This is a genomic window from Pseudomonas arsenicoxydans, from assembly GCF_900103875.1.
Classification (GTDB): Bacteria; Pseudomonadota; Gammaproteobacteria; order Pseudomonadales; family Pseudomonadaceae; genus Aquipseudomonas; species Aquipseudomonas arsenicoxydans.
The window spans coordinates 5674487-5699311 of the sequence record NZ_LT629705.1 but is presented as its reverse complement, the minus strand read 5'-3'; the positions used below and the strand labels follow the sequence as shown (position 1 = coordinate 5699311).

At 52.1% G+C, this 24825-nt stretch carries 22 protein-coding genes and 4 pseudogenes; 20 read left to right on the top strand and 6 right to left on the bottom strand.

Annotation, left to right across the window (positions count from 1 at the left end; all coding sequences use genetic code 11):
• Positions 1 to 83 precede the first annotated feature (83 nt).
• The 5 genes and pseudogenes from BLQ41_RS26640 to BLQ41_RS26620 all read left to right on the top strand — a co-directional run bounded on the left by BLQ41_RS26640 (position 84) and on the right by BLQ41_RS26620 (position 5140).
• Positions 84 to 971: a glycosyltransferase gene (locus tag BLQ41_RS26640; protein WP_157695047.1), complete on the top strand. Its 888-nt coding sequence runs from the start codon at positions 84 to 86 to the stop codon at positions 969 to 971.
• Positions 972 to 1039: 68 nt separating this feature from the next.
• A complete protein-coding gene (locus BLQ41_RS26635) occupies positions 1040 to 2002 on the top strand; it encodes an NAD-dependent epimerase/dehydratase family protein (protein ID WP_090186548.1) in 963 nt (320 codons plus the stop codon).
• Positions 2002 to 3141, top strand: coding sequence for a glycosyltransferase (locus BLQ41_RS26630; RefSeq protein ID WP_231997072.1), 1140 nt, complete (start codon positions 2002 to 2004; stop codon positions 3139 to 3141). Before BLQ41_RS26635 ends, BLQ41_RS26630 begins: the two co-directional genes overlap by 1 nt.
• A 30-nt stretch (positions 3142 to 3171) precedes the next feature.
• Positions 3172 to 4134: an NAD-dependent epimerase/dehydratase family protein gene (locus BLQ41_RS26625; protein ID WP_090186542.1), complete on the top strand. Its 963-nt coding sequence runs from the start codon at positions 3172 to 3174 to the stop codon at positions 4132 to 4134.
• Positions 4131 to 5140, top strand: a pseudogene (locus BLQ41_RS26620) (MraY family glycosyltransferase). The gene BLQ41_RS26625 and the pseudogene BLQ41_RS26620 overlap by 4 nt, the downstream one beginning before the upstream one ends.
• Before the next feature lie 93 nt (positions 5141 to 5233).
• On the opposite strand, the gene BLQ41_RS26615 reads toward BLQ41_RS26620, so the two are convergent.
• Positions 5234 to 6394, bottom strand: coding sequence for an acyltransferase family protein (locus BLQ41_RS26615; RefSeq protein WP_157695046.1), 1161 nt, complete (start codon positions 6392 to 6394; stop codon positions 5234 to 5236).
• Between the two features lie 191 nt (positions 6395 to 6585).
• Here BLQ41_RS26615 and tnpB (BLQ41_RS26610) point away from each other — a divergent pair, with 191 nt between their 5' ends.
• The 4 genes and pseudogenes from tnpB (BLQ41_RS26610) to BLQ41_RS31080 form a co-directional block, all read left to right on the top strand.
• The gene (tnpB, locus tag BLQ41_RS26610) at positions 6586 to 6807 is read left to right on the top strand and encodes an IS66 family insertion sequence element accessory protein TnpB (RefSeq protein WP_231997071.1); all 222 of its coding nucleotides are present in this window, start codon (positions 6586 to 6588) and stop codon (positions 6805 to 6807) included.
• 57 nt (positions 6808 to 6864) lie between these two features.
• Positions 6865 to 7224 (top strand): IS66 family insertion sequence element accessory protein TnpB, encoded by a 360-nt coding sequence (gene tnpB / locus BLQ41_RS26605; RefSeq protein ID WP_090186535.1) that lies wholly within the window; start codon positions 6865 to 6867, stop codon positions 7222 to 7224.
• 18 nt (positions 7225 to 7242) lie between these two features.
• A pseudogene (gene tnpC, locus BLQ41_RS26600) lies at positions 7243 to 8507 on the top strand (IS66 family transposase).
• A gap of 38 nt (positions 8508 to 8545) precedes the next feature.
• Positions 8546 to 8725: pseudogene (locus BLQ41_RS31080) on the top strand (hypothetical protein); the annotation flags it as partial.
• Between the two features lie 402 nt (positions 8726 to 9127).
• On the opposite strand, the gene BLQ41_RS26590 reads toward BLQ41_RS31080, so the two are convergent.
• Complete coding sequence (locus BLQ41_RS26590) at positions 9128 to 10333, bottom strand: adenylyl-sulfate kinase (protein WP_090186532.1); 1206 nt, start codon at positions 10331 to 10333, stop codon at positions 9128 to 9130.
• 28 nt (positions 10334 to 10361) lie between these two features.
• Positions 10362 to 11567: a CDP-glycerol glycerophosphotransferase family protein gene (locus tag BLQ41_RS26585; RefSeq protein WP_090186529.1), complete on the bottom strand. Its 1206-nt coding sequence runs from the start codon at positions 11565 to 11567 to the stop codon at positions 10362 to 10364.
• A gap of 284 nt (positions 11568 to 11851) precedes the next feature.
• Between BLQ41_RS26585 and tnpB (BLQ41_RS26580) the strand changes: the two genes are divergently transcribed.
• The 7 genes and pseudogenes from tnpB (BLQ41_RS26580) (at position 11852) to fabF (ending at position 18662) form a co-directional block, all read left to right on the top strand.
• On the top strand, positions 11852 to 12211 hold the full coding sequence (gene tnpB, locus BLQ41_RS26580; RefSeq protein WP_231997070.1) for an IS66 family insertion sequence element accessory protein TnpB: 360 nt from the start codon (positions 11852 to 11854) through the stop codon (positions 12209 to 12211).
• A 27-nt stretch (positions 12212 to 12238) separates the two neighbouring features.
• Positions 12239 to 12415, top strand: a complete 177-nt coding sequence (locus tag BLQ41_RS31485; RefSeq protein ID WP_408003481.1) for a hypothetical protein — start codon at positions 12239 to 12241, stop codon at positions 12413 to 12415.
• Positions 12416 to 13245, top strand: a pseudogene (gene tnpC / locus BLQ41_RS26575) (IS66 family transposase).
• Between the two features lie 674 nt (positions 13246 to 13919).
• The gene (locus BLQ41_RS26570) at positions 13920 to 15914 is read left to right on the top strand and encodes a polysaccharide biosynthesis protein (protein ID WP_090186523.1); all 1995 of its coding nucleotides are present in this window, start codon (positions 13920 to 13922) and stop codon (positions 15912 to 15914) included.
• 112 nt (positions 15915 to 16026) lie between these two features.
• Positions 16027 to 16362, top strand: a complete 336-nt coding sequence (locus BLQ41_RS26565) for a ComEA family DNA-binding protein (RefSeq protein ID WP_090186520.1) — start codon at positions 16027 to 16029, stop codon at positions 16360 to 16362.
• A 198-nt stretch (positions 16363 to 16560) separates the two neighbouring features.
• Complete coding sequence (locus tag BLQ41_RS26560; protein ID WP_090186516.1) at positions 16561 to 17355, top strand: SDR family NAD(P)-dependent oxidoreductase; 795 nt, start codon at positions 16561 to 16563, stop codon at positions 17353 to 17355.
• Between the two features lie 32 nt (positions 17356 to 17387).
• On the top strand, positions 17388 to 18662 hold the full coding sequence (fabF, locus tag BLQ41_RS26555) for a beta-ketoacyl-ACP synthase II (RefSeq protein ID WP_090186513.1): 1275 nt from the start codon (positions 17388 to 17390) through the stop codon (positions 18660 to 18662).
• Here the strand turns inward: fabF and BLQ41_RS26550 are convergent.
• Positions 18659 to 19216: a TetR/AcrR family transcriptional regulator gene (locus BLQ41_RS26550; protein WP_090186510.1), complete on the bottom strand. Its 558-nt coding sequence runs from the start codon at positions 19214 to 19216 to the stop codon at positions 18659 to 18661. The genes fabF and BLQ41_RS26550 overlap by 4 nt on opposite strands.
• Before the next feature lie 176 nt (positions 19217 to 19392).
• Here BLQ41_RS26550 and BLQ41_RS26545 point away from each other — a divergent pair, with 176 nt between their 5' ends.
• Together BLQ41_RS26545 and BLQ41_RS26540 are read left to right on the top strand one after the other, a co-directional pair.
• Positions 19393 to 20043, top strand: a complete 651-nt coding sequence (locus tag BLQ41_RS26545) for a GntR family transcriptional regulator (protein ID WP_090186507.1) — start codon at positions 19393 to 19395, stop codon at positions 20041 to 20043.
• 15 nt (positions 20044 to 20058) lie between these two features.
• Positions 20059 to 20910: an urea carboxylase-associated family protein gene (locus BLQ41_RS26540; RefSeq protein WP_090186504.1), complete on the top strand. Its 852-nt coding sequence runs from the start codon at positions 20059 to 20061 to the stop codon at positions 20908 to 20910.
• A 44-nt stretch (positions 20911 to 20954) separates the two neighbouring features.
• On the opposite strand, the gene BLQ41_RS26535 is transcribed toward BLQ41_RS26540, so the two are convergent.
• Together BLQ41_RS26535 and eat are read right to left on the bottom strand one after the other, a co-directional pair.
• Positions 20955 to 21122: a DUF2897 family protein gene (locus tag BLQ41_RS26535; protein WP_090186501.1), complete on the bottom strand. Its 168-nt coding sequence runs from the start codon at positions 21120 to 21122 to the stop codon at positions 20955 to 20957.
• A 124-nt stretch (positions 21123 to 21246) separates the two neighbouring features.
• Positions 21247 to 22611 (bottom strand): ethanolamine permease, encoded by a 1365-nt coding sequence (gene eat, locus BLQ41_RS26530; RefSeq protein ID WP_090186498.1) that lies wholly within the window; start codon positions 22609 to 22611, stop codon positions 21247 to 21249.
• A gap of 415 nt (positions 22612 to 23026) precedes the next feature.
• Here eat and kdpF point away from each other — a divergent pair, with 415 nt between their 5' ends.
• Both kdpF and kdpA read left to right on the top strand, forming a co-directional pair.
• Positions 23027 to 23116: a K(+)-transporting ATPase subunit F gene (gene kdpF / locus BLQ41_RS26525; protein WP_007899818.1), complete on the top strand. Its 90-nt coding sequence runs from the start codon at positions 23027 to 23029 to the stop codon at positions 23114 to 23116.
• An 8-nt stretch (positions 23117 to 23124) separates the two neighbouring features.
• On the top strand, positions 23125 to 24819 hold the full coding sequence (gene kdpA, locus BLQ41_RS26520) for a potassium-transporting ATPase subunit KdpA (protein WP_090186496.1): 1695 nt from the start codon (positions 23125 to 23127) through the stop codon (positions 24817 to 24819).
• The last annotated feature ends 6 nt before the right edge of the window (positions 24820 to 24825 follow it).

Sequence of the window (24825 nt, the reverse complement as noted above, 5' to 3'; positions counted from 1 at the left end):
TGCTCATAGGCCTGTCAGGCTAAGTAAAGTTTGGCAGGCTGCACGGAATGCATTTAGCGTTTGTGCGATTCTGGGAAAATACAATGTACTCCAGCAGTGTCGGGCCGCTTGTTAGCGTTTGCATTCCTGTTTTTAATCACTCGGATTTTGTGGCGGAGTGCATCGAAAGTGTGATTGCACAGTCCTATCCGAATATTGAACTAATTATTATAGATGATGGCTCAACTGATTCGTCCTATGCGATAGTTGAACACTATATCGACGCTTGTAAATCACGTTTTCGACGATTCAAAGTTATCTCTCGTCCTAATATCGGGGTGTCCGAGACGCTGAATGAGGGCTTACGATGGGCCGAGGGCAAGTACTTTTGTGGCTTGGCCTCTGATGATGTGATTTTCCCCAATAAGACCAGCGTCCTGGTTGATTATCTGGAAAGTAGTCCTGATACGGTTGCTGCCTTTGGTTCTGTTTATCTAATAGATGAGGACTCAAAAAAAATAGGTCAGCGGACGGCCAGTGCAACCTATAATTTCAAAGACATTTTTCTGCTTCGCGCCGAGCTTCCGGCTCCCGCCGCGTTAATTAGACGCAGTGAATTGGATAGTGTCGGCGGATTCGACAAGAACACCAAAGTCGAAGATTGGGACATGTGGTTAAAGCTTTCGATAGGCAGGCACACCGCTATTGCAGTAGTGTCTGATGTGTTGGCGGGTTACCGCGTCCATTCGTCCAATACGTGGAAGCAGCTTGATGCCATGCATGCAGCCAAAGTAAAGATTATTGAGCAGTATTCAGAACATGAATATTATGCTCAAGCGCGCGCTGTTGTTGAGTGTGCGCGATTCAGGGATTTATCAATTACTCGAAAAAAAGAGTCATTGAAGGTTTTTTTTAGTATTGCAAGAGTTCCTCGGGTTTATAAGGAGCTGCGTTTTTATCAAGGTTTATGTTATCTTTTTTTTCGTTGGTAGCTTTACCTTTTATACCTTTTTACATGGATGCGGATGACAGTCCACTGCGCTTTTATTAAAGGAGGAGTATGAAGTTTTTTGTTACGGGAGGCAGCGGCTTCATCGGCAGAGCATTGTGCCGCGCTCTTGTAGCTCGCGGAGACGAAGTAGTTGTTTTAAGCCGAAAGGTTGAGCTACTAATTCCGAACGTTGAGGTGATCCACGGTGATGTTTCTGATTGGGAGGGCGAGCTATCTCCCCGGCTCCATGATGTTGATGTGGTTATTAACTGCATGGGAGAGGTCGGAGCAGAAACAAAGATGTACGAGTTACATGTCAACGGCACTAGAAAGCTGATCAACAGCTTTTTGCGTCATTCAAAGAATACAAAAAGATCGATTCACTTTGTGCAGCTTAGCAGTGTCGGTGCTTATGGAATGGCCTCGAGATCCCACGGGCGTAAAATAACGGTTAATGAACAGTCCGTTCCTTATCCTGTAGGCCAGTACGAGGTCTCCAAGACTATCGCAGATGAAATAGTTGTTACCGCCTGCACAGCAGATCCCGCTTTGAGTTTTACTATTCTCCGTCCCACAAATGTTGTCGGGCAGGGTATGGCTAACAGGTCATTTCACCAACTGGCCAACATGGTGCGCAGACGCGTATTTTTTTATATCGGTGACTCAGCTACTGTCGTGAACTATGTACATGTAGAAGATGTTGTTCGAGCACTTGTGCTTTGTGCGACAGACGAGCGCGCTAAAAACAAGACATACATTGTGTCAAGCGACGGCATGTTGCGTGATGTTATTGTTGCGATGGCCAAGTATTACGATGTTCGATCCCCTTGTCTAATAGTCCCCTTGTGGTTAGCTCGGTTATTGGTTGGCTTTTTTTCGGTAATACCGAAGTTTCCGCTAACTACTCGGAGAATTGACGCTTTGGTTTCGAAAGTTAACTATTCGAGTGAATTAATAAAGGCGGAACTAGGGTTTTCTGCCAATTTTTATATTCCAGATTTTGTTCCTTCCATTTTGGAGGAGCAAAACTGATGAAAAGAAAAAAGATTTGTATCGTTTCGACTGTGCCTGTTGTCCTGAATGTTTTTATGCATTCTCATATTTTAAAACTTTCAGAGTATTTTGATGTCACGCTAGTTACATCTGGCACTGGAGACAGTGTTGAAAAATTGCTTTCCGCACATGTTAATTTTGTGCGTTTGGATATCGAAAGGAAAATATCCATTGGAAAGGATATTCGAGCGCTTATTTCATTATCAAAACATTTACGAATGACCAAGTATGATTGTGTATTTTCCCTTATGCCGAAATCGGGATTGATCGGAATGCTGGCGGGGTTTATAGCAAGAACACCTGTGAGGCTGCACATTTTTACTGGACAAGTTTGGGCGACTAAATCCGGGCTGTTCCGTGTTCTTCTATCCACGCTGGATAGGCTTTTGGCGTTGTGCTCGACTCATCTCTTGGCGGATAGCCACTCACAAAAACGTTTCCTGGAAGTTCATAGAGTTGCTCCTGTAGGCAAGATTAAAGTATTGGGTAATGGCTCGATCAGCGGTGTCGATACCAATAGGTTTTCTGCCAATACATTATTTAGATGCGAGATAAGGGAAAGGTTAGGAATTAAGGAATCCGATGTTGTTTTCCTTTTCCTAGGACGTGCTTCGCGTGCAAAGGGGGTTATTGATCTGGCACGCACCTTCAGCAAACTGTCAGCGCAATTTGAAGATGTACACCTGCTTTTGGTGGGGCCCGACGACGACGGTGTTGATGAGGAATTAAGCTCTATCCTTCTGGGTAAAGAAAGGCGCTACCATCGGATTGGATTTACGGACATCCCGGAAGTATGGATGGCTGCTGCTGATGTTTTTTGTCTACCCAGCTATCGGGAGGGTTTTGGAACGGCGGTCGTGGAAGCGGCTAGTGTCGGATTACCTGCGATAGTCTCAAAAATCTATGGACTCACTGATGCGGTTGATGAAGGTAAAACCGGCGTTTTTCACCCGTCAGGCGACATAGATGAAATATTTAACTGTATGAAAAAGCTCTACGAGGATCCGTTATTCAGAAACCGGCTGGCAGAGCAGGCTCATCAGCGTGCGGTGAATTTTTTTTCGCAAGACTATGTAACTACTGAAATGTCTTTTTATTTGAAATCTATTTTGAAGTGATGACGTGTTCTACTATTTGGAAGAATGCCAGTGAATATATTAATGACAGGTGCAACAGGTTTTGTCGGCAGCGCGCTGCTGCGTAAAATTTGCGATGTGTCCAACGACAACATCATCGCGCTGTCACGGCGAACTATTGAAGATGCGCCCGCTAATGTGAAGGTAGTGATTTCAGATGATTTTTCCGTTCCCGAATCGGACCTGCCGTTATTGAAAGATATTGACGTGGTTGTGCATTGTGGAGCCCGTGCTCATCAAATGCACGATGATCCTAATACGTGCTTAGAAGAATATCGTCGCGTTAACGTGTTCGAAACCATGAAGTTGGCAAAACAGGCGGTTGACGCCAATGTTAAACGATTCATATATATCAGTTCTATCAAGGTTAATGGGGAGTTGACTGAGAAGGGCAGGGAGTTTAGCGCAGAAGATACCCCTGAACCTGTTGATCCTTATGGTATTTCCAAAATGGAGGCAGAGCGTGAGTTGCAAAGTCTCGTGGCTGGCACTCATATGGAATTGGTGATAATAAGACCCGTATTGGTTTATGGTCCCGGTGTAAAGGCTAATTTTCTAACGCTTATAAGATTGATTAACCGGAGGATTCCGCTACCTTTTGCTAGAGTCCGAAACAAACGTAGCTTTATTTATCTGGGTAATCTGGTCGAATTTATCAAGTTGTGTATGGTGCACCCTGCTGCCGCCAGCAACGTATTTTTAATAAGCGACGGAGAGGACCTTTCTACGCCAGGCCTGGTTTCAAAGATATCAGTAGCTTTAGGTCGATCAACCGTTTTGATACCTGTACCCGTACGATTTATGAGTTTTTGTGCAATGGTTTTGGGCCGAAGTGTTATCACAACTCGGTTGTTTTCATCCTTGCAAGTTGATGTCAGTAAAAATTCCAGGCTATTAAATTGGAAACCACCTTATAGCGTGGATCAGGGCATAGAAAATACTGTTAAAGCTTTTATTGAGAATGGCAGAGCATGATCCAGTACCTGTTCGTAGTTTTTGTTGTTTTGCTTTCGCTTGCGCTGACTTTTGGATTACGTCGTTACGCGATAGCACGCAAACTTATTGACGTGCCTAATTCAAGAAGCTCTCATGTGATTCCAACACCGAGAGGTGGGGGGGTAGCGATTGTTATTTCTTTTTTGCTGGCGAACGTGGCTTTGCTAGCGGTAGGCGTGATTTCACTTCCATTTTTTATGGTAGTTTTTTTTCCAGGGGTGGTGGTTGCAACATTAGGTTTTGTAGATGATCACGGTCATGTCTCTGCGCGTTGGCGATTGCTCGGCCATTTTGCTGCAGCGTTGGGAGTTCTATTTTGTTTTGGTGGCAGTCCCTCTATTACCATAGGGGGGGGATCATTGACTCCTGGTTCATCTGTGGGTTTCTTGCGATGTTCTATTTAGTCTGGATGATAAATTTATATAATTTCATGGACGGTATCGATGGTTTAGCAAGTGTCCAAGCGCTGACGGTAACGCTTTCTGCGGCTTTTCTATATTGGTTAACGGGGCTGGATAATCTGATCTGGGCACCTTTGGTCATGGCTGCTTCGGTTTCAGGTTTTCTCTTTTTCAATTTTCCTACTGCGCGAATATTCATGGGGGACGCAGGCAGTGGGTTTATTGGACTGATGCTGGGGGTTTTGTCAGTAAGCGGAGCAATGGCAGCCCCTCAGTTCCTGTGGGGCTGGATAATACTGCTGGGCGTCTTCATTGTTGATGCTACTTATACATTGGGTCGGCGCTTGTTACGTGGAGAAAAAATCTATGTAGCCCACCGAAGCCATGCCTATCAGTCCGCATCCAGAAGGCATGGTAGTCACGTGATTGTTACAATGACTGTAGGCTTAATCAATCTATGTTGGCTTTTGCCCATTGCGACAGCGGTGGTGTGTCTTAAGCTTGAAGGGTGGCTGGGGGGGGGGATCGCCTACTTACCTTTGTTGGTTCTTGCGCACAGATACCGTGCCGGAATACCGGAGTAAGTTTGTCCACCAAGCTGTGTTGAATAGCTGTAAACCTATTCGTGTAGAGTCGTACGATCCATAATCCGATTTTAACGGTTACGGATCGCTATGCTAGTTCTTTGTCGGAATACTGAGGAGGGCAGGAGTATTCGTTTGAGAATTTTCAGGTTTAGCGACGCGCTTTGTTTGATAACGTTTGTTAATCCAGATTCTTGCTGGTTCTTCGATAAAATGATGAGCAAGAGCGGAAGCACCGACGAGTATTAAAAGTGCGCACACCATCAGGATCTTTGGATTGTTTAAGGCACTATAATGTTGCACGACAGAGTCGTGGTGTTTCACCAGCGGGACGATAATTAAGAACTGTAATGAATAGAAGCAATAACTTATTTTACCCAGCCATACAATAATTCTTGATGACAGTAGTTTTGCTAGAGCACTGTTTCCGACAGAGAATGATATTAGTAAGAAGGCGATGGATGGTACGATGATCCAGTTGTGTCCGACATAGAGCGGCATTTTGCTTCCCACGACACATAAATATACTGCAACAGTGAGAATAATAAATATTTGAATCGCTGGGCCGCAGAATTTTTTGTTTCCGCGTAGAAAGAATATACAGGCGCAAATTCCAACGATGAATTCTGGAAGTCTGAATATCGGGATTGAGTAGAAAACCTTATTGGCTGGATCATCAAAAAGTGCCGCGCTTACACCAATCATTGCGGAAAACGCCACGCAGGCTGCACTTAGTATGAAAAGGCGCTTGTTGTCTATATTGGTCAACTTTGGCAGTATGAAAGGGAGAAGAAAGTAACAAAAAACTTCAACTGAAATAGACCAACTTGCCCCGTCGTTCCAGTAGCTGAACATTTGCGGGAACCATGCCTGAATAACAAGGATGTTCGCGATAAACAGCAAGGCAATTTTCGTGAGCGCTGTGGTTGTATCGATAGCTGAGCCACTACCGAAGTCAACGCCAATCCATGGAAGCGTTGCAATCGCGGTGAACGCATAAATTGGGTATATTCGAGAGAATCTATTGATCAGGTATGATCGGTAAGTTGTGTTGCTATTTGAGTATCTATAGGCAAGTACAAAGCCCGAAAGAATGAAGAATAGACTCATCCCGATAGCACCTTGTTCCAATATGTTTTTTATATAAGTGTTATCAGACAGTGGCCAACGAATATGCATGTGAAATAGGAAAACATATAGTGCCGCAAAAAATCTCAACCCGGTAAGTGGTAGGATTTCAGATTTTGCCATCATATTACTGAGTCCGTTTGGTATTTTCGCTAATCTTAACATGTAGGAGCACCGACCTGTGTCTGCTTTTGAAGGGGCAAGTCCACCACCTATCCTTTGCCGTTTCTAAGTAAGTGCTCCATAAACCTCACATTCAAAGTCACCACCTGATCCCCGATGCTGTGCTCCCGATTCCTTTCCTGAGCCAGTACCTCATGATGCGTCCCGACGCAAAAGTCGAAAAAATCTATCTCTACCCCAAGCCCGTCGACTTCCGAAAATCCATCGATGGCCTCGCCGCTCTGGTCGAACTGGGCGTCAAGGTCGCGGTGTTTGACCCGGTGCTTTTCGTGTTCCTCAACAAGCCTCGAAACCGAGTGAAGATTTTGTATTGGGAGCGCAACGGCTTCGTAACCGCTCCACGAATCCCACATTGAACGCCGCGATTTGATGCCTGATGCTGTGCTCCCGATCTCTTTCAGTAGCCAGCGGCCATGGTGCGTTCCGATGCCAAAGTTGAAAAAGTATACCTCTACCCTAAACCTGTGGACTTTCGAAAATCCATCGACGGCCTAGCCGCGCTGGTGGAGTTGGATATCAAAGTGGCGGTGTTCGATCCGGTGCTTTTCGTCCTTCTCAACAAACCCCGCAATCGGGTGAAGATTTTGTATTGGGAACGCAGCAGCTTTTGCCTTTGGCTCAAACGCCTTGAATCCGAACGCTTGAAAACATCGCCTGACCATACCGACGAAGCCATCGTGCTAACAGTCCAGGAGCTGAACTGGCTGCTCGATGGTTTTGATCTGTGGCGCAACCGTCCAAATCAGGTTTTGACAGCTCGATTTGTCGCCTGATTCGGTATAATCCACGGCATGATGTCCATGCCCGACAACCTTCCCGATGACCTGACTGCGCTCAAGCAATTACTTGCTCAGATGCAGTCCAAGGTTGTTCATCTCGAAGAAGAAAATGCGCTGCTCCGTCAGCGCCTCTTCGGGCGTAAATCCGAACAAACAGTGGATAGTGGCCCCGCAATTGGCTCTTTTTAATGAAGCCGAAAGTGTCGCTGAACCTGCCGCCGAAGAGGCGGAGGAAGAAGTCGTCGCTCCAACCAATGAAAAAAGCATGGCCAGTCCCAGTGTGTTGGCGATGTTGCTGACCACCAAATACGTCGACGGTCTGCCGCTGCATCGCTTCGAAAAAGTACTCGCTCGCCACTGCGTCGTATTCCACGACAAACCTTGGCACGTTGAGTCATCCAGTGCGGCGAATACCTGCGACCGCTGTTCAACTTGATGCGCGACCGGCTGCTGGAAAGTCGCGTAATCCGCTGCGACGAAGCGCGTGTCCAGGTGATGAAAGAGCCTGATCGAGAGCCGACCAGTCAGTCCTGGATGTGGGTACAAACCGGCGGACCGCCGAATCAGCTAGTGATCCTTTTTGATTACTTGACCAGCCGAGCGCAAGAGGTGCCGGCGCGCCTGCTCGAAGGTTATCGCGGCTATCCGATGACCGGCGATTACGCCGGCTATAACGCCTTGGGCGCGCAGGCTGGTGTCGAACGTTTAGGCTGCTGGGCCCATGCGCGACGCAAGTTTGTCGAGGCGCAAAAAGTGCAACCCAAAGGCAAAACTGGGCGTGCCGATATAGCCCTGAATCTGATCAACAAGCTGTACGGTATCGAGCGAGATTTAAAAGAAGTCGGCGATGAACATCGTCATGAAGGTCGACGGCAAAACAGCCTGCCGGTCCTGGCGCAGTTACACGCCTGGCTGGAGAAAACGCAGCCTCAGGTGACGGCGCAAAATGCGCTGGGCAAAGCCATCAGTTATCTGGTCCGCAACTGGGACAAGTTAGTCCGTTACACCGAAGCCGGTTTTTGCCAATCGACAACAATACGGCGGAGCGTGCGATCAGGCCCTTCGTGATCGGGCGCAAGAACTGGCTGTTCAGCGACACGCCCAAAGGCGCGACGGCCAGCTCTCAACTTTACAGTTTGGTCGAGACGGCTAAAGCCAACGACCAAGATCCCTATGCGTGGCTGCGCCACGCACATTGAACGGTTGCCGCAGCAGCCGCAGTAGAAGACTTCGAAGCCTTTCTGCCGTGGAACTGCACGCCGCAAATACCAAGATAGCTATACCCCCACCTTTTAAATGTGGGGTTCATGGATCGCATACGGACATTCGGCGTTTGTTCGAGGGCTTCCATTTCGAGACGCTTGACATCCGTTACAGCAATTCCAATCAGCGACAGGGGAAGGCCGAGCTGAGTGGTGAACTGGTTATCATGAATTGGGAGCTGTCGGCTTTTGGAGGATTGTTCAAGCCATTGCTGTGTAGATCTTGGTGCTGAAAGACGGGCGCATGAGCGCGGCACCTTGCCAAGGCTTATGCTTTAGTGGCCGCCAAAACGCCAAGCGAGCACCCCAGTGGCCTGCCATGGACGTGGTGCGACTGGTTCGGTTGCCAGGCGCGCCGTCGCTCTTGAAGGTTTGACTCTAGTCACCGGCCAGTCAGGTGCTGCTGTTGTCATTCATGAGCGGATCGCTTTCGTAGAGATAGACTTTTTCGGCTTTCGCGCCGAGCGTATAATTATAACTGGCTCCTGAAAGAAATCGGGAGCACAGCATCAGGTTTTAAATGGCGGTATTGAATGTGTGGCCGATGGATCGCTTACATTTCTTCTTTATGAGAGAGGATGCAAGAAGAAATAAAAATCTCGCTGAAAATAATTAACATGCTCGTATTGGCGAGTTTAAGTTATCTTTCTTGCGATAACGCGCGCTACTGTAGGATCATCATCGCCATGTTTGGCCAGGCCACTCCTCTCTAAACAATAGTCGATAGCAAATCCTATCTGAGCGAGTCGTTCGCAAAAATCATCAAGGTTTATAAAGCGTCTGTAGTGGTCAGTTAAACGCTCGTTTAAGCCCACAATGACCCCGTCATTCATTAATCTATCTTTATCTGTTCTAAACTCTAAGTAGATTTTTCCTTCCGGCTTGAGTACTTGGTAAGAGTAATTGAGTGCTTGAATTTCATCTTCAAGAGACATTGCATGCATCACAAAGCGTCCATACACTACATCTACAACCGCTGGCATGCCTGAGGTTTTTTTACCAAATTCGCCATCAACGAAGTCTATGTTTAAAATGCCTTCGTCACGCGCTCGTTGCTTATTTGTATTAGTGGCTACTACTGATTGGTCAATTGCTGTTATTCGATGTTTTTTGGAAAAATAAAATGAGTCCCTTCCGTTTCCGCATCCGAACTCCAGTACATGACAGTGGTTGCCGAAGTGGTTTTCATTGCAGAATATGGCAAATGAAGAGGGAGGGGTCGGAGCGACTCGTTTTTTGTAATAAGAGTCCCAATACTTTGCTCGCTCATTATAAGAGGCGGGAATAGGTAGAGAAACTGCGTCCGCTAGCGGCAACGTATTCATGAACTTTTCTATGATTTCAGTTGCTGCAATTTGAGGAGTGGTTTTACCGAAGTTTTTGACGATAATATCCGGATTGCTCGGTTCCTCAAAACCAACAGATGTGGACAAAATATTTCCTGTCGCTTTTGCTGCAAGGTAAATACCTTTCGGGTCACGCTCTGCTCTTATATCTAGTGGGACGTCAAGATAGGCTTCAAGGTAAAATAGATTGGATAAACGATTTTCGGCTCTAACGGATTCAAACATTGCGACAGTGGCGATGACTACAGTTATGCCGTTATCACATATCCGTTTGCATAGCCTAGAATAAACATAAGCCAGCCGTTTTCGCTCATCCAAGTCGTGCCCGAATTTTTCCCCGAGAATACTTCTCAAGTCATCTCCGTCCAAAAAAAGCACAGGAAGCCCTTTCGATTTCAACTCTTCGCTAACGATTCTTGCGACCGTAGATTTCCCGGCTCCTGAATAACCGGTCACCCAAATTAAACCACCTGCTTGCATAATTTTACTGCTCATTTAGTACCCCTACTCAGAAGGAGTCAATTTAAAGTGACTTAAGAAATTTGGCGACTCGAGCGGAACCGCCACCTCTTGTAGATCCAAAGTATTTGTCGAAAAGATAGTCTATCAATTTTTGATTTTCATCCAAAGATATTTGGGAGGTCAAAAACTTCGGCAGAGTTTGAATATTTTCTGGTGTGAATACTGGTAGATATTTTTTTAATTCTAGAACTGAAGAGTCTACATTGATCGGCAGGGAGTCAGCTCCAGGTACATCTAGGAAAATTACATTTTTTCCAATAAATATTGATGAAAATGGGGTGCCACCATAGTCGGCTATGATCAAGTCGGCCGCGCTAAAAAGCTCATTCATGTTTCGAGTGGAGCTACGGTCAATTTTTAAATTGTTTCTTTCAAGCTCATAGATAAAATCTTTTTCTTGCACGAACGATAATGGGTGTGGCCTTACAATAACGTTAAATTCACCATCCAGATCAGCGATCAACTTAGCATAAACTGGGATTGATGAGCCGACGCCGCCAAGGGTTGGCATCCATAGAAGAGTCTTTTTTTGGTCGGACACATCAAATTCTTTTTTGATGCTGGAAAGATCAATTTTCGAATCAAAATAATCGTCGTAACGCGGATAGCCCATGATAAACGTTTTTCCTGAAAAACGCTCTTTGACTATTCGCTCATCGTTTACTCCGTGGCATAGAAATATATCGTATATTTCGTTCCAGTCCATCAGGCTCCAAGCATCACTAAGGTCCGCACCGTACATGTATCTAATCTGTTTTCTTCCGATTTGCAGTGGAAGAAGGAGTTCGATATCAACATTGTATTGCCATATTGGTTGGCGCCCAAGAGCTATCAATATTCGATTGAGCAGCTTTTTTGAAATGTCTTTTTTTGTGGTTTTTTTTATAGATTTGGTTGTCCCCGATATCGGGTGATTTGTTACCACGTAATCGAAAAATATGCCGCTGTTGATGAGGTGCTGTATGTCAAATACTTGGTATTTTTCTTGTCTGATATGGTTGAAGAATGATGGAGTACCTTCTTTTTCATCCCCGTTTTCATCGATATAAAACTGCTCGGTAAGCACGATGGCGAACTCAGAGTTTCCCAATGCTTTCCAAACGTTTTCATAATGATTCAACATCATGGGTTCGTGCAGTAAAAAAGCATATTTTTTAGTTGGGTAAATATACTTAATATTTAAAAGTTTTTGCTGTGCCTTTTTCATAATGTTGTTGTTAAGAAGTTCCTTTGCAGCTGAGCTCGAAAGCCATAGTGGCGACGTTGTATAGTACCAGTTCTGGTCTCGGGAGGCTTCGAGTCATCCGTGCCCATCGACTCAACGCCGTCGAACGCACCGGCCCTCGTCATTGGAGGAAAGAGCTGGATGTTCAGCTACAGGGGCGACGGCCAAGGCATCATAATTTCTCACGGAGAGCCTCCGACCTTGATCGGTAACCGCTATTTGATGCCTGATGCTGTGCTCCTGATCTCTTTCAGTAGCCAGCGGCCATGATGCGTCCCGATGCCAAAGTTGAAAAAGTATACCTCTACCCTAAACCCGTAGACTTTCGAAAATCCATCGACGGCCTAGCCGCACTGGTGGAGCTGGATATCAAAGTGGCGGTGTTCGATCCGGTGCTTTTCGTCTTACTCAACAAACCCCGCAATCGGGTGAAGATTTTGTATTGGGAACGCAACGGCTTCTGCCTTTGGCTCAAACGCCTTGAATCCGAACGCTGCAAAACATCGCCTGACCATACCGACGAAGCCATCGTGCTAACAGTCCAGGAGCTGAACTGGCTGCTCGATGGTTTTGATCTGTGGCGCAACCGTCCACATCAGGTTTTGACAGCTCGATTTGTCGCCTGATTCGGTATAATCCAGGGCATGGTTTCCATGCCCAAGGACCTTCCTAGCGATCCGGTTTTGCTCAAGCAACTGCTTGCGCAGATGTTGAGTGAGCGCGAGTCGGACAAGGGCAAAATCGTTCATCTCGAAGAAGAAAACTCGCTGTTGCGTCAACGCCTTTTCGGGCGCAAGTCAGAGTTGGCTGCCGATCCTGCGACCCCGTAAATGGCCTTGTTCAACGAAGCTGAAAGCGTCGCCGAGTTGGTCGACGAAGCGGTTGAAGAAGAGGTCATAGCGCTGACCAAGCGACGGGGCAAACGCAAGCCTCTGCCCGCCGATCTTCCGCCTATTGAAGTCATTCACGAACTGCCCGAGCACAAGCTGACCTGCGCCTGCGCCTGCGCCTGCGCCTGCCGCAAGCACTCCATTGGCGAGGAAATCAGCGAGCTGCTGGAGATCGTGCAGATGCAAATCCGTGTGATCAAACATGTGCGCAAGGTCTACGGTTGCCGCGATTGCGAAACCGCACCGGTTACCGCAGACAAGCCTGCGCAACTTATCGAAAAGAGCATGGCCAGCCCCAGTGTGTTGGCGATGTTGCTGACGGCCAAATACGTCGACGGTTTGCCGATTCGCCGCTTCGAAGAAGTCCTCGGTCGCCACGGCGTCGATATTCCACGCCAGACCTTGGCGCGCTGGGTTATCCAGTGCGGTGAACACCTGCAGCCCTTGTTGAATTTGATGCACGACCGGCTACTGGAGAGCCGCGTCATCCACTGCGATGAAGCGCGTGTTCAGGTAATGAAAGAGCCAGATCGAGAGCCCACCAGCCAATCCTGGATGTGGGTGCAAACCGGTGGCCGCCGAATCAGCCCGTTTTCTTGTTTGACTACGCGACCAGTCGGGCGCAGCAGGTTCCGTCGCGCTTGCTCGAAAGCTATCGGGGCTACCTGATGACCGATGAATACGCTGGTTACAACGCGCTAGGTGTACAGCCTGGTATCGAGCGTATGGGCTGTTGGGTAGAGGCCCGGTTGAAACCGCCGGAGAGATAGCGAAATGTATGGGTGTCTCTGAGAATAGGGCGTGGCCAGGGCACGTGTTTACAGATTTTACCATCCCGACTGGGTTTAATTCTTTAAGCTTTCCGAAGTCCTGTGTTTCTATTATATGGAACAATTTGTCGCCGGCTGGAAAATATTGTGATCGGCCCTTGGATTTTATTGTTCTTGATAAAACGATGCCGGGTTCGTTACCTCGAAATGAGTTTGAGAAAGTACTGGCTTCAACTGATGAAAAACTAGTGGTGTCAAAAAAAACGACCGTGCCGCCCGGATTGAATTGGCTGGAACAGGTGCGTTTAACAACCAACACTTTAAAAGCGTATGCGATATGCCAACCGTGCAAGTGTTTGAGGTTGTCCAGTAGTTGTTGCTGAAAAATAGTGATTGATTTACCGGTCGTTCGGCGAATAGAGACACGGCACAAAACATCAAATTGAGTCCCTCACTGCAGAGAGGGGCGCCGCAGGTACAGGTGTGGGGGCGGTCGACGGTGTCGCATGATGGTTCTATTTGGCGTTGACTTGGGCAGTCACATAGCGAATTCTCTGTGCTTTTCCGATTCGACGCAGACGAATTGTGATTTTTCTGTGACGATACTCCTCCCCCTACGTACAATGAGGCTGCCGATTAACCCAAGGGAGTAGGCCGGATTGGTAAAGGGGTATATGGATAGATTACGCGCGTTTTTGCTGGCGTTACCGCGTCGGCGGAAACGGATGATCCAGGTTTTTACTGACGTAGTATTGGTCTGGGGTGCCCTGTGGATGGCATTTATCGTGCGGCTGGGCATCGACGACATGGTGAATCCATTCCGCGAGCATTTGTGGTTGTTCGTCAGTGCTCCGCTGATCGCCATTCCGCTGTTTATCCGGTTTGGCATGTATCGTGCGGTGATGCGCTACTTTGGCAATGATGCGCTCATCGAGATATTCAAGGCCGTCACGTTATCTTCCTTGATACTTTCCGTCATTGTTTACTGGTACAGCAACCATCAGGCCGTGGTGCCGAGGTCCATCGTCTTCAACTATTGGTGGCTCAGCCTGGTCATCATTGGTGGCCTGCGTCTGGGTATGCGCCACTATTTTATGGGCGACTGGTTTTCGGCGTCTAACAGAAAGCCTTTCTCCCGCCGCGAAGATGGCCTGACGAAAGTTGCCATCTATGGTGCGGGCGCTGCCGGTAATCAGTTGGTTGCCGCGCTACGTATGGGGCGTGTAATGCGCCCTGTAGCGTTTATCGATGACGATGCTGGTATTGCCGACCGGGTCATTTCGGGGTTGCAAGTCTACAAACCTAAACAAATTCAACAGATGATAGATGTGACCGGGGCTCAGGAGGTCCTGCTTGCCGTTCCTTCTTCGAGCCGTGGGCGCCGTCGAGAAATCCTCGGCTTCCTGGAAGGGTTTCCGTTACACGTGCGCAGTGTGCCCGGCTTCATGGATCTGGCCAGCGGCAGGGTCAAAGTCGATGATATCCAAGAAGTAGATATCGCCGACTTGCTGGGGCGAGATGCCGTTCCAGCACAGCACGCTTTGCTGGAGCATTGCATCAAGGGTCAAACGGTCATGGTGACCGGTGCTGGCGGTTCCATTGGTTCTGAGCTATGCCGGCAGATCATTGAGTTGGCGCCTACGACATTACTGTTGTTTGATCACAGCGAGTTTAATCTGTACACCATCCTCTCCGAACTGGAGAGACGAATCCTACGCGAGTCATTGCCGGTCAGGTTGTTGCCGGTTCTGGGGTCGATCCGTCATCCACACAAGCTCCTTGATGTGATGAAGACCTGGCGTGTGGATACCGTTTATCACGCGGCGGCTTATAAGCACGTACCCATGGTCGAGCACAACATCGCCGAAGGGGTGCTCAATAATGTCATGGGCACACTTAATACCGCTCAGGCTGCGGTGCAAGCTGGTGTTTCCAACTTCGTATTGATCTCCACCGACAAGGCAGTAAGACCGACCAATGTGATGGGGAGTACCAAGCGACTTGCCGAGTTGACCCTTCAAGCCCTGAGCCGCGAAATCGCCCCAGTCTTGTTCGGCGACAAAGGCAATGTTTCGCGCGTCAACAAAACCCGTTTCACCATGGTTCGTTTCGGCAATGTGTTGGGTTCGTCGGGCTCAGTCATCCCGCTGTTCCACAGCCAGATCAAATCCGGTGGTCCGTTGACGGTTACCCACCCGAAGATTACTCGTTATTTCATGACCATTCCCGAAGCCGCGCAATTGGTCATCCAGGCTGGCTCCATGGGGCAGGGCGGCGATGTGTTTGTCCTGGACATGGGCGAGCCGGTGAAGATAGTCGAACTGGCTGAAAAAATGATTCACCTGTCGGGGTTGAGTATTCGTTCGGAGAAGAACCCACAAGGGGACATCTCTATTGAATTCACCGGTCTGCGCCCGGGCGAGAAACTCTATGAGGAGTTGTTGATCGGTGACAACGTCGCGGCTACCCAGCATCCGATGATCATGAGCGCTAACGAAGACCATCTACCCTGGGATGTCCTCAAGGGGCGTTTGGCGGAGTTGCTGGGGGCTGTAGAAGAGGACGACTACGCCCGCGTCCGCCAACTCCTTCGCGAAACAGTCAGCGGCTACACCCCCGACGGCGAGATCGTCGACTGGATCTACCAGCAACGCCGTCTCGAACCCTGATTGTTTCACATCCTGCAATAGACACACTTTTGACAGCTCCACCACATCGCCTAAGTTTGGAGGGCAGCTTCGGAAAAGCTGCTTTCCTAATCGATGTCATGGAGCTTCAATTATGCGTACTGGTTATTTCTACTCCCTGGTTTTTGCCCTGCTCACCAGCGCCTCTATTGCTGCAATTGCCGCGCCTACGGTGAAGCCTGAGACAGGCAACGCACCTTTGGTGCTGGAAGTTTCCCCTCAAGCGCAAACTGGAAAAGTCGATCTTAATGGCGCTGATGCACCCACCCTGCAGCGTGAGCTGTCCGGTATCGGGGAAGCCAAGGCCAAGGCGATTGTTGCTTATCGTGACAGTAATGGTCCATTTTCGTCCGTAGACGAATTGCTGGAAGTGAAAGGCATCGGTAAAGCGATCCTGGATAAGAATCGCGAGAAGCTGGAAGTGAACTAAGCTTTAACATCAACGCCGAGAGGCCGGTCATTGACCGGCCTTTTTGCATTGTGGCGTAAAGCGAGGTGGCGTGCCTTTCATCGGAGTCAAAAAAATTACGGCTATCATATTGCTTTAAGATTATGCCTATAATAATTCTCCTATTTGCTGATGCGCCCAAGCGCTCATCTCTCTATCGCATCTCTCAGGAGCACACTCATGAACACTCTCCAGACCCAAGGTACAGCCCTCGTCACCGGAGCATCCTCCGGTATCGGTGCCATTTACGCTGAGCGTTTGGCAGCTCGTGGTTTTGATTTGTTGCTGGTTGCTCGTGACGAGCAGCGGCTGGAGGCTGCGGCGAGCACGTTGCGCGCCGAGCATGGCATCAAGGTGGAAGTGCTCAAGGCGGATCTCACACAACGGGATGATGTGCTGAAGGTTGAGCAACGGCTTCGCAGTGATTCGAGTATCAGCCTGTTGCTCAACAACGCAGGCGTAGCTGCCGATGGTTTGTTGGCAAACGCCGACATGGAGCAACTGGAGCGCCTGATCCAGCTGAACGTTACGACAGTCACCCGCCTGGCATCAGCAGCAGCCGCCAGTTTTGCCAAGGCCGGGCGCGGCTCTATCATCAATATTGCCTCGGTGGTGGCGTTGTTCCCCGAGCGATTCAATGCGACTTACAGCGCCAGCAAGGCTTATGTGTTAAGCCTGACCCAGTCGTTGAATGCGGAGCTGGAAGGCACCGGGGTCAAAGTGCAGGCGGTGTTGCCAGGCGTAACACGCACCGAGATCTGGGAGCGTTCCGGTATCGATGCAACACAGATTCCGGCGGATATGGTGATGGAGGCGGGGGAAATGGTCGATGCGGCGTTATCCGGCCTGGACCAAGGTGAGCTGGTCACCATTCCATCGTTGCCAAACGCCGCGGAGTGGGACGACTTTGTAAAGGCTCGCCTGGTCATGGCGCCGAATCTTTCCAAAAGTACGGCCGCCGCGCGCTACAAGTGAGGCGCCTTCAATCGGTTTGAGGTAAATGCGGTATGAGTGATCGTCGAGTAGTGGTAACAGGCATGGGGCTGGTTTCTCCGCTGGGTAGCAGCGTTGAGGCCGTGTGGGAGCGTCTGTTGGCGGGGCGCTCCGGTTTGCGTCAGTTGCCTGACGAGGTGGTCGCTGATCTACCTGCCAAGGTCGGAGGCGCAGTGCAGACGTTGGCGGAGGATCCCGAGGCGGGTTTCGACCCGGATCGTGCGACGCCGCCCAAAGAGCAGAAGAAGATGGACCGCTTCATCCTGTTTGCCATGGAAGCTGCGCGTCAGGCGTTGGAGCAGGCCGGCTGGCAAGCTCAGGATGCCAATGCCCAGGAACGCACGGCCACGATCATCGGCTCGGGCGTCGGTGGTTTCGGTGCGATTGCCGATGCGGTTCGGACCACCGACAGCCGCGGCCCGCGACGTTTGTCGCCGTTCACCATTCCTTCATTTCTGGTCAACCTGGCGGCCGGCCATGTGTCGATCCAGCATGGATTCAAGGGCCCGTTGGGTGCTCCGGTGACGGCGTGTGCGGCCGGGGTGCAGGCGATTGGAGACGCCGCGCGGCTGATTCGATGTGGTGAGGCGGACATCGCCGTGTGCGGTGGCGCGGAGGCTGCGATCGATCGCGTCAGTCTTGCCGGGTTCGCCGCGGCTCGCGCGTTGTCCAGCGGTTACAACGACACTCCGGAGCGTGCCTCAAGGCCGTTCGACAGTGGCCGTGATGGCTTCGTGATGGGTGAGGGCGCTGGCCTTCTGGTGATCGAATCACTGGACCATGCGCTGGCTCGCGGTGCTCAACCCTTGGCTGAACTGGTCGGTTACGGCACCACTGCGGACGCCTTTCACCTGACCGCGGGCCCTGAAGACGGCAGCGGTGCGCGTCGGGCAATGTCGTTGGCGTTGGCCCAGGCAGGCATTTCGGCTGCACAGGTGCAGCATCTCAACGCTCATGCCACCTCCACTCCGGTGGGCGACCTTGGAGAGTTGGCGGCGATCAAGTCGTTGTTTGGTTCGGACAACAAGATTGCGGTGACTTCGACCAAGTCGGCGACCGGGCATTTGCTTGGCGCAGCAGGCGGGATCGAGGCGATTTTTACCCTGTTGGCGATCCGCGATCAGATCGTTCCACCGACCCTCAACTTCGAAAACCCGGATCCAGCGGCGCAAGGCGTAGACATCGTCCACGGTCAGGCACGGCCGATGGCTATCGAGTATGCATTGTCCAACGGCTTTGGTTTTGGCGGTGTGAACGCCAGCGTGCTGTTCAAGCGCTGGGAGGGTTAAGCCAGAGGCTGTTTGAGAAACTCGCCGGTCACGTCGAGAATCCGCTGGGCCAGGTCCGGGTTCTCGACACTGCGCGATAGCAGCAACGCCCCGACCAGGGCGGACATTATGACGATGCTGCGATCAGCGGCGTCTTCACCTTCAAGCGTGCCTTGTACTTGTTCAAGCCTTGCGTGGAGCACCGCATCGGAAGTCGGGCTGGGTTGTCCGCGCAATCCCAGTTCCGATGACATGGTCGGCAGCGGGCAACCTTCATGGGGTGAAGTCTGGTGCCATTGTGACAAGTAGGTGTCGATGAACGCTTCCAGCGGATGTTCCTGAGCGAACAGCTCGGCGCAGACAACGTCGCACTGTTCACCGGCAGCCTGCAGGGCTTTCTCCACCAACTCGTCCTTGGACTTGAAGTGTGAGTAAAAGCCGCCGTGCGTCAATCCCAATGCTTTCATCAGCGGTTGCAGGCCGGTCGCGCCGATACCGTCACGGCGAAATCGTACTGAAGCTTCTTTGATTATGCGTTGGTGTGTCTGGGCTTTATGGTCCTGCGAGTAACGCATCGTGTATCTCCGCAACAATGCGCCATCTTAACCAATGAAAATGGGATGGTGACTGTACTTCTACTTCTAAAAAGCATGCAGATGCGTCGATCTTGGTCGAAGGGTATTCCCAGTGGTGGCACGAATAGTGATTACTCATTAGCTGACGATTGTTGAACAATCCTGAGGCGATGAATATGAACAGTGGTATGTCGCTGGCCGACCACATCACATTGGAGCTACGTGCCGACATCATTGGCGGCCGTTTACTGCCTGGCATGGCGTTGGTAGAGAACGATCTGGTGTCCGCCTACAACGCCTCTCGCAATACAATACGCGAGGCGTTGCATCGCCTGGGGCAGGAAGGCCTGACCCGTTACGTGCGCAACAAGGGCGTTATGGTGCGCAGGCTGGGTGTCGATGACGTGCGGGACTTGTTCAACGTGCGTCGCACCCTCGAATTGCAAGCCATCAGTGCCAGTCTGCCGCTGCGCAGCTATCAGTCCGATCGCATGCTCCAAGCCCTGGAAGCCACCGAGCTTGCTCGCGAGCGTGAGGACTGGCGCGCCGTCGGGACCCACAGCCTGGCCTTTCATCAACACATTGTCGGTTTGCTGCGCAGTTCGTTGTTCGATGAGTTTTTCACCAACATCGTTGCGCAACTGCGCCTGGTGTTTTGCTCCGCGCCGGATGAATCACGGTTTCAGGCGCCCTGGCTGGCTCGAGACCGGCAGATTCATGACCTGCTGACCGAGGGCGAAAAGGCCGCGGCTCAAGATGCCATGAGCCTTTATCTCGACGATTCCGAACACCTCCTTTTGCAAATGCTTGCTCCTTCCCATCACTGATCGAGGATTCGTGCCATGTACAAAGACTATCCGGCGGCCTATCAAGTCAGCAAAGGCTCGGCCTTGCAGGTGGACACCGCCTTCTACGAGCGGATCCGCGATGCGAAGGAGGGGCGCACGTTGATCGAGCAGTTCGAAGTGCCGATCCGCACTGGTCGGGCCTGGAACGTGCCAGCCGGGCATGTGTTTCGGGTGACCACGCCGGTCGGCCCGCAAGTCGGCGACTTCAACGTCTGGAATGCCAACGACCCACGCGAACGTCTGTGGGCGGCGCGGACCCGGCAGTTGCAAGGCGCGCATGTCAGCACCCATGACCGGCTCTGGTCGAACCTGCCATTTTTACGGCCGCTGGTGACGATTACCGACGACAGCCTGGCCGGATACGGCATCGATGAACATGGCGGTCGTTTGCACGATTTGCTCGGCACGCGCTGCGACCCCTACGTGAACAAAATGCTCACCGGCGAGGACTTCCACCATCACTGCCATTCCAACCTGACTCGCGCCGTGTTGCCCCATGGCCTGACCGAATTTGACGTGCATGACGTGCTGAACATTTTCCAGTGCACGGGCCTGAACCACGACGACATGTACTTCATGAAAGCCTGTCCGGCGCAGAAAGGCGATTATCTGGAGTTCTTTGCCGAGATCGATTTGCTGTGCGCGCTTTCGACCTGCCCGGGCGGTGACCTGTCGCTGGCCATGTGGGGGCCCGATGCGCAGGATCCGCTAAGCGTCTGTCGCCCGCTGGGGGTGGAGATTTATAGGTTGGAGGAATCTTTGCTCGAGGGCTGGAGCCAGCCCGAGCGCGCGGCCTACAAAGGGCTGCACGGCTTGCACATTGCCAAGGCGGATTGGGAAAAGTAGCCACGCAAAACCCTGTCGTTCATTAAGAGCGACAGGGTTTTTGTTCAGCGGTCCTGCGCATCCTTGGCGTCCGCTTGTGCGTTACGTTCCGCGACACGTTTACGTTGTTCTTCGGTCAGATCGACCTTGGTGGCGGTGTCGCGCAACATCATCAAACCGCCAACGATCGAGCCGATTGCAACGACCAGAATCAACCAGGCATACCAGGGCATAGGGCTCTCCTTGAGGGCAGGACGGTGGGCGGATTTCGCCAACCGATCGTGCATACCACTTTGAGCGATGGAAAATCGCAGTGGTTCCATTCTATGCCTGATATGAGTGCAGCCAGTGAGCTGTTTATAGCCCGGTCAGCATGGCGTCCGCTGGCGCATCGGCGCGCAGTTGTGCGGTGAGCATGAAGTACACGAAACCCACCGCCATGAAGCCGAGGAAAATCACCCCGATCAGTGCGTTGAACCACGCCATCGCCACCAGGCACACCACGGCCAGTACCAGCGCAATCATCGGCACCAGTGGATAGCACGGCGCGCGAAAAGTGCGTTCCAGGTTCGGTTCGGTTTTACGCAACTTGAACAGGCTGAGCATGCTCATGATGTACATCACGATCGCGCCGAACACGGCCATGGTGATCATCGCCGCCGTCAGGGTCATGCCGCCGAGGTTGATCAAACCGTCGCTGTAGATCGCCGCAATACCGATCACGCCGCCCGCGATGATCGCCCGGTGTGGCGTCTGGAAGCGCGAGAGCTTGGCCAGGGATTTGGGCAGGTAACCGGCCCGGGCGAGGGCGAAGAACTGCCGAGAGTAACCCAGGATGATCCCGTGGAAACTCGCCACCAGACCGAACAGGCCGATCCATACCAGCATGTGCAACCAGCCCGAGCTTTCGCCGACCACGGTTTTCATGGCTTGTGGCAGCGGATCGTTGATGTTCGACAGGGTGCGCCAGTCGCCGACGCCACCGGCAAAGAACATCACGCCCATCGCCAGCAACACCAAGGTCAGAATGCCGCTGATGTAGGCCTTGGGAATCGTGCGCTTGGGGTCCTTGGCTTCTTCGGCGGCCATCGCTGCGCCTTCGATTGCCAGGAAGAACCAGATGGCAAACGGAATCGCCGCGAACATCCCGGCTATCGCCGGCGCCCCGAACACATCGGAACCGGCCCAGCCATTGAGCGCGAAGTTACTGAAGCTGAACGCTGGAGCGACCACGCCCATGAATACCAGCAACTCGGCGACGGCCAGCACGCAGACCACCAGTTCGAAGGTTGCCGCCAATTTCACCCCGAGAATGTTCAACCCCATGAACACGATGTAAGCGCCGACCGCTGCGTGTTTCGGGTCGAGGGCCGGGAATTGCACGTTGAGGTAAGCGCCGATGGCCAAGGCAATCGCCGGCGGCGCGAAGACGAATTCGATCAGTGTCGCCAGTCCGGCAATCAATCCGCCTTTTTCGCCAAAGGCGCGGCGGCTGTAGGCAAAGGGACCGCCCGCGTGAGGAATCGCGGTGGTCAACTCGGTGAAACTGAAGATGAAGCAGGTGTACATCGTGGCGACCATAAACGAGGTCACCAGAAAACCCAGCGTCCCGGCCACACCCCAGCCATAACTCCAACCGAAGTATTCACCGGAAATCACCAGCCCGACGGCGATGCCCCACAAGTGCAACGTGCCGAGTGTGGGTTTGAGTTGTGTGTTCATGCGTTTGCTCCCTGAACGGTTTGGAAAGCGTCGGGGAGGGCGTTTGCAGTGGGCGTGCCAGTGTTCGGATAGCGGTCGTAAAGCGCCAAAAGGTGTCGTATCGGGGATGTTCGACGCTGGATGTGCGCATTTTGGTGCGCCAGCTGAGGGCGTGGGTGCCTGTAATGCCGCCTTCGCGGGCAAGCCCGCTCCCACAGGGATCGCGTTGTATGGGCAAACGCATTTCAAATGTGGGAGCGGGCTTGCCCGCGAAGAGGCCCGCCCAGACACAACAAAACCTCCCTGTAACCCCCGCGTAAACCCACTCTTTACGCTTTCTTTATGCCCAGCCAACCCCCTCGGTCTCGTTCCTTTACAGCCTCCCTGCCGACAATGACTCCACACGCGGCAATACGCCGTAACACGGAGAACTTCCATGAGCGTTCTGGACGGGGTGTCACTGCTATTGGCAGTGGGGCTGTTCATTTATCTGTTGGTTGCGCTGTTGCGCGCGGACCGGAACTAGGAGCGGCTATGCACAGTTATGACTATTGGCTGATCCTCGCCTTCTTCGCCCTGGTGCTGATCCCGGCACCGTTTCTGGGGCGGTTCTACTACAAGGTCATGGAAGGTCAGCGCACTTGGCTGTCGCCCATCCTTGGACCGGTCGAGCGCGGTTGTTATCGGGTGGCCGGCGTTGATCCGCAGGCCGAACAGAGCTGGCAGAAATACACCCTGGCCTTGCTCGCCTTCAACCTCGCAGGCTTCTTGCTGTTGTTCATGATCCTGCTGTTCCAGGACCACTTGCCGCTCAACCCGCAGAACCTGCCGGGTCAGGAGTGGACACTGGCGTTCAACACCGCCGTCAGCTTCATGACCAACACCAACTGGCAGTCCTACAGCGGTGAAGCGTCGCTGAGCTACCTGAGCCAGATGGTCGGCCTCACCGTGCAGAACTTCGTCAGCGCCGCGACCGGCCTGGCAGTATTGGTTGCGTTGTGCCGCGGTATCGGTCGCAAGTCGACCAAGACCCTGGGTAACTTCTGGGTCGACATGACCCGCGCGACCCTCTACGGCTTGCTGCCGCTGTGCCTGCTGCTGGCGTTGTACCTGGTCTGGCAAGGCGTACCGCAAACCTTCGCGCAGTATGTGAATGCCGTGACGATGCAAGGTGTCGATCAGGTGATCCCGCTCGGCCCGGCCGCCAGCCAGATTGCGATCAAGCAACTGGGCACCAACGGCGGTGGCTTCTTCGGCGTCAACTCGGCGCATCCGTTCGAGAACCCGACGGCGTGGAGCAACCTGTTCGAACTGGCCTCGATCATTCTGATCCCGGTCGCCCTGGTGTTCACCTTCGGCCATTACGTGAAAGACCTGCGTCAGAGCCGCGCAATCATCGCCTGCATGCTGGCGCTGTTCCTGATCGGCGGTGCGACGTCGCTGTGGGCTGAATATCAGCCGAACCCGAGCCTGAACAACGTCGCCGTTGAACAGACCGCGCCGCTTGAAGGCAAGGAAGCGCGCTTCGGCACCACCGCCACCGTGCTGTGGTCGGTGACTACCACGGCGGCGTCCAACGGTTCGGTCAACGGCATGCACGACAGCCTCAACCCGCTGAGCGGCATGGTCGCGATGGTCAACATGATGGTCGGCGAAGTGATCTTCGGCGGCGTCGGTGCCGGGCTCTACGGCATGTTGCTCAACGTGCTGATCGCCGTGTTCCTCGCCGGCCTGATGATCGGCCGCACCCCGGAATACCTCGGTAAGAAACTGCAAGCGCGGGAAGTGCAACTGCTGGTGGTGACCTTGCTGGTAATGCCGGTCGGCGTGCTGGTGCTGGGCGCGATTGCCGCGAGCCTGCCTGGTCCTGTTGCGGCGGTGAGTAACCCCGGCGCCCACGGTTTCAGTCAGTTGCTCTACGCCTACACCTCGGCCAGCGCGAATAACGGTTCGGCGTTCGGCGGCTTTAGTGCCAACACCACGTTCCACAACTTGATGCTCGGTCTTGGCATGTTGATCGGTCGCTTCGGTTACATCCTCCCGGTACTGGCGTTGGCCGGCAGCCTGGCGATGAAGAAAACAGCACCGATCGGCCAGAACAGCTTCCCGACCCATGGTCCGTTGTTCGTGACGTTGCTGACCGTGACCATTTTGCTGGTGGGTGGTTTGACCTTCTTGCCGACGCTGGCGCTGGGCCCGATTGCCGAACATCTGAGTATGGGCTTCTAAGGAATC

Coding starts and splice junctions, on each gene's coding strand:
- BLQ41_RS26570 (WP_090186523.1), top strand. CDS start 13,920: ATGGATAGATTACGCGCGTTTTTGCTGGCGTTACCGCGTCGGCGGAAA.
- BLQ41_RS26615 (WP_157695046.1), bottom strand. CDS start 6,394: ATGATGGCAAAATCTGAAATCCTACCACTTACCGGGTTGAGATTTTTT.
- tnpB (WP_090186535.1), top strand. CDS start 6,865: ATGGTGCGTTCCGATGCCAAAGTTGAAAAAGTATACCTCTACCCTAAA.
- tnpB (WP_231997071.1), top strand. CDS start 6,586: ATGATGCGTCCCGACGCAAAAGTCGAAAAAATCTATCTCTACCCCAAG.
- kdpA (WP_090186496.1), top strand. CDS start 23,125: ATGCACAGTTATGACTATTGGCTGATCCTCGCCTTCTTCGCCCTGGTG.
- fabF (WP_090186513.1), top strand. CDS start 17,388: ATGAGTGATCGTCGAGTAGTGGTAACAGGCATGGGGCTGGTTTCTCCG.
- BLQ41_RS26565 (WP_090186520.1), top strand. CDS start 16,027: ATGCGTACTGGTTATTTCTACTCCCTGGTTTTTGCCCTGCTCACCAGC.
- BLQ41_RS26545 (WP_090186507.1), top strand. CDS start 19,393: ATGAACAGTGGTATGTCGCTGGCCGACCACATCACATTGGAGCTACGT.
- tnpB (WP_231997070.1), top strand. CDS start 11,852: ATGATGCGTCCCGATGCCAAAGTTGAAAAAGTATACCTCTACCCTAAA.
- BLQ41_RS26585 (WP_090186529.1), bottom strand. CDS start 11,567: ATGAAAAAGGCACAGCAAAAACTTTTAAATATTAAGTATATTTACCCA.
- eat (WP_090186498.1), bottom strand. CDS start 22,611: ATGAACACACAACTCAAACCCACACTCGGCACGTTGCACTTGTGGGGC.
- kdpF (WP_007899818.1), top strand. CDS start 23,027: ATGAGCGTTCTGGACGGGGTGTCACTGCTATTGGCAGTGGGGCTGTTC.
- BLQ41_RS31485 (WP_408003481.1), top strand. CDS start 12,239: ATGCCCAAGGACCTTCCTAGCGATCCGGTTTTGCTCAAGCAACTGCTT.
- BLQ41_RS26635 (WP_090186548.1), top strand. CDS start 1,040: ATGAAGTTTTTTGTTACGGGAGGCAGCGGCTTCATCGGCAGAGCATTG.
- BLQ41_RS26540 (WP_090186504.1), top strand. CDS start 20,059: ATGTACAAAGACTATCCGGCGGCCTATCAAGTCAGCAAAGGCTCGGCC.
- BLQ41_RS26560 (WP_090186516.1), top strand. CDS start 16,561: ATGAACACTCTCCAGACCCAAGGTACAGCCCTCGTCACCGGAGCATCC.
- BLQ41_RS26550 (WP_090186510.1), bottom strand. CDS start 19,216: ATGCGTTACTCGCAGGACCATAAAGCCCAGACACACCAACGCATAATC.
- BLQ41_RS26535 (WP_090186501.1), bottom strand. CDS start 21,122: ATGCCCTGGTATGCCTGGTTGATTCTGGTCGTTGCAATCGGCTCGATC.
- BLQ41_RS26590 (WP_090186532.1), bottom strand. CDS start 10,333: ATGAGCAGTAAAATTATGCAAGCAGGTGGTTTAATTTGGGTGACCGGT.
- BLQ41_RS26640 (WP_157695047.1), top strand. CDS start 84: ATGTACTCCAGCAGTGTCGGGCCGCTTGTTAGCGTTTGCATTCCTGTT.
- BLQ41_RS26630 (WP_231997072.1), top strand. CDS start 2,002: ATGAAAAGAAAAAAGATTTGTATCGTTTCGACTGTGCCTGTTGTCCTG.